5 protein-coding genes are annotated in these 3,063 nt (G+C 42.3%); 1 reads left to right on the plus strand and 4 read right to left on the minus strand.

Annotated elements, in window-relative coordinates; all coding sequences use genetic code 11:
- Positions 1-126 precede the first annotated feature (126 nt).
- Genes NJ959_RS27730 through NJ959_RS27740 form a run of 3 tightly spaced genes read right to left on the minus strand, consistent with a single transcriptional unit; the run spans position 127 to position 1,300 of the window.
- Positions 127-747 (minus strand): DedA family protein, encoded by a 621-nt coding sequence (locus tag NJ959_RS27730; protein ID WP_254014993.1) that lies wholly within the window; start codon positions 745-747, stop codon positions 127-129.
- 22 nt (positions 748-769) lie between these two features.
- Entirely contained in the window at positions 770-991 is a 222-nt protein-coding gene (locus NJ959_RS27735) for a hypothetical protein (RefSeq protein ID WP_254014994.1), read from the minus strand.
- Positions 992-1,051: 60 nt separating this feature from the next.
- Positions 1,052-1,300, minus strand: a complete 249-nt coding sequence (locus NJ959_RS27740) for a Ycf34 family protein (RefSeq protein WP_254014995.1) — start codon at positions 1,298-1,300, stop codon at positions 1,052-1,054.
- A 116-nt stretch (positions 1,301-1,416) separates the two neighbouring features.
- Here NJ959_RS27740 and NJ959_RS27745 point away from each other — a divergent pair, with 116 nt between their 5' ends.
- Positions 1,417-2,667 carry a tRNA nucleotidyltransferase/poly(A) polymerase-related protein gene (locus tag NJ959_RS27745; protein ID WP_254014996.1) on the plus strand — a complete coding sequence of 417 codons (1,251 nt, stop codon included), beginning with the start codon at positions 1,417-1,419 and terminating at the stop codon, positions 2,665-2,667.
- A gap of 4 nt (positions 2,668-2,671) precedes the next feature.
- Here NJ959_RS27745 and NJ959_RS27750 read toward each other — a convergent pair.
- Positions 2,672-3,063 (minus strand): hypothetical protein (locus NJ959_RS27750; RefSeq protein WP_254014997.1); only part of this gene is annotated, 392 nt, incomplete at its 5' end.

Raw genomic sequence — 3,063 nt, forward strand, 5'->3', positions numbered from 1 at the left:
CGTGGGCTCGGGGATGTGTATATTTGATAGGGAATGGGGAGTAGGGAGTAGGGAATGGGGATAGTTTTGAGTTGTCAGTTCTCAGTTTTGAATATTAACTCAAAACTACTCAAAACTCAAAACTCCCTATCCCCCTTTCACCTGACGAGATTCCAGCCAGATAGGAACAACCAACCAAGCCACCACGAGGAGTAAAGCGGCAACTCCGAATTTAGCTACCCAAGTAATTAATTCTTCCAGGGGTATAATACTCCCCGCAAAAAAAGACAAACTTACCATTACCGATGCCCAAGTTATTGCCCCTGCCACGTTATACACCATAAAATTGAGAAAGGGCATTTGAGCAATCCCAGCTAAAGGGCTAGCTACAACCCGTAAGAGTGCGATAAAACGACCGACAAAAACTGCTTTACTGGCATTTTGACTAAATTCGGTTTGGACTTTTTGGAGCCTCTCTTCGTTGATGCCGAAAAACTTACCCACCTTAATCAGCAAAGGCAAACCGCCATATCTACCAATCCAGTAGCCGCAGATACCGCCCAAGATAGCACCACCAGCAGCAGAGGCGAGAACAAACCAGTAATTTAGTTCACCGCTGCCAGCCAGAAACCCCCCGACTAGGGTTACCGTTTCACCAGGGAGAGGAAGGCCAAGATTTTCTAGCAAAATTCCTAAAAAAACTGCCCAATAACCGTATTGGTGGGCAATTTCCTGGATAGTCTCCAGCGATATGAATTCAAGGGACATGCAAGTTGGTCTTTATATATGTTCACACTTCTATCATACTGGCTTTTTCTTCTGCTAGTGCCTTCGCTAAAACAGCAGCAGCTTCAAAAGAATCATGTAAGCCTTGACTAGCTACTTTGCCATGAATATCCAATGGGACTAAACCTGATTCGTTCAACAATTCGACTACGAGAAAATGTAGTAGCAAGAGTTTGTCAGAGTGAGATAATTCTTTCAGGAGCGGTACAAATTCGGTGAGAGGCATAAGTCAATGTTTCGATTAATTTGGGTTGAATCTATAATCGGAAATCTCAAATTTTCTCCCTTAAGTAGGAACAAGTTCACCTGGACGAAGTTTCGCCCACTTGCCAGTTTCTTGCTGAAAGCTTTCGCAACCGACAACATCCCATTCCATTTCGACATAATCTTGACTAGGACGGATATTAACATTGATAGTTGGTTCAGTTGCTTCAAAGTCGGGGGTTTCAGTGAGATGAGGCACTTGATGCTGAATTTCCACTGCATGGTATGTGGTGCAGCGGTCTACATAGTGGCAGTTAATGCAAATACACATATTTATTCCCATCCTTAATAGGGATTTATCTGCGCTTCTGACTTATCCCCATTACATTAAATCTGATTATACCATTGAAGGGTTGGTAAGTGCTAATGACCAATGACGAATCACTAATGACTAATAACTCCTCTCTCCTCTCTCCTCAAACTTGGCCTTTTAGCCTGGAATTCCTGCCAAAATCAGCTTATCTGGTAGGCGGTGCGGTGCGGGATGCTTTCCTTTCAAGACGTGCTGAATATCTGGATTTGGATTTTGTCTTACCAGTAGATGCTTTAAAGATAGCGCGATCGCTAGCCAACCATTACAAGGCTGGATTTGTAGTGCTAGATAAACAACGGCAGATTGCCAGAGTGGTATTTGATGGCGCAACGGTGGATTTGGCGCAGCAGGAAGGGGAAAGCCTAGAAACAGACTTGTATAGGCGAGATTTTACAATAAATGCGATCGCATTTAATCCCCATACTGCCCAATTCTTTGACCCACTCAACGGTGTAGCAGATTGCCGTGCTGGTACGATCCGGATGGTATCTCCTAAAAATCTAGAAGATGACCCTTTAAGATTACTGCGAGGATACCGTCAAGCGGCTCAACTTGGTTTTACGATCGAATCTAATACTCAATCAACTATTCGTCAACTTGCACCATTACTCGGACAAGTGGCAGTAGAAAGAGTGCAGGTTGAGTTGGGCTATCTCCTTAAATCTCCTCAAGGTACACCTTGGCTAATTAATGCTGTGAAGGATAATTTACTCCAAAGTTGCTTTCCTGATGTAACAGAGCGAGATTTAGGACAAATAATCGCAGTGGAGCAAGCAGGAGCAATACTAACAGAATGTTATCCTAATTTAGGATTAGAATTAAATACCCCAGTAAGTGGAAAATCTTTATCCTTACTGAGTTTAGCAAAATTAACTAATTTACTACCATCTGTAGCAGATACGGCTGAGGAATTGTTGTCGCGTCTCAAGTACAGTCGCGTCGAAATGCGGGTTATCCTGACAGTCATTCAATATTTACCTGAATTACTATCTTCCACAACTTCCCCTATGTCACTACGTCAGGAGTATTTTTTCTTTCAAAATGTAGGTTCAGTTTTCCCTGCTTTGGCAGTTATGGCAATTGCTGAAGGAATGACTCTAGATGGGCTATCTTTTCTCATCCAACGCTATCTTAATCCAAAAGATCCAGTTGCTCATCCCACACCATTAGTAACTGGCAAGGATTTAATGGAATCTCTAAATTTGCCACCAAGTCCGCAATTAGGACAATTACTAATAGAAATTCAGATTGCTAGGATTGAGGGTAAAATTTATAGTCGTGAGGAGGCTTTAATCTTGGCGGCGCAGATTATTGCTATTGATTGATGACTCAATAGCTTTGAAATTTGTTATTTTTTTGTCCCATCTCAGATCTTATTTCCTGGGGAGAAGATCGTAATTTTTGTTTTTTTAAAGATGCAATTTCCTGGGCGATTTGTTGGAGCTGACTTTCTAGTTCCTCAATCTTTGAATCTTCAACTTCTGAATTAGTATTTGGGGATGAAACTACTCCATCCTTAGCCTGAGTATAACCTAGGAAAGTTTGAGCTGAGACAAACTTCGCGGTGGCAGGAGGTACTTGTACCTTTGGTAGTACAATAGATTGAATCTCTACCGAATGGTCTGCGATCGTTAAGGGTGTTACGAATGACGGAGTTTCGCTGTTGTTGGGCTGTGGCAATAACTCATAACTTGCACCATTCTCAATTACCAGGAATACCC

This window comes from Limnofasciculus baicalensis BBK-W-15 (genome assembly GCF_024178385.1).
GTDB lineage: Bacteria > Cyanobacteriota > Cyanobacteriia > Cyanobacteriales > Coleofasciculaceae > Limnofasciculus > Limnofasciculus baicalensis.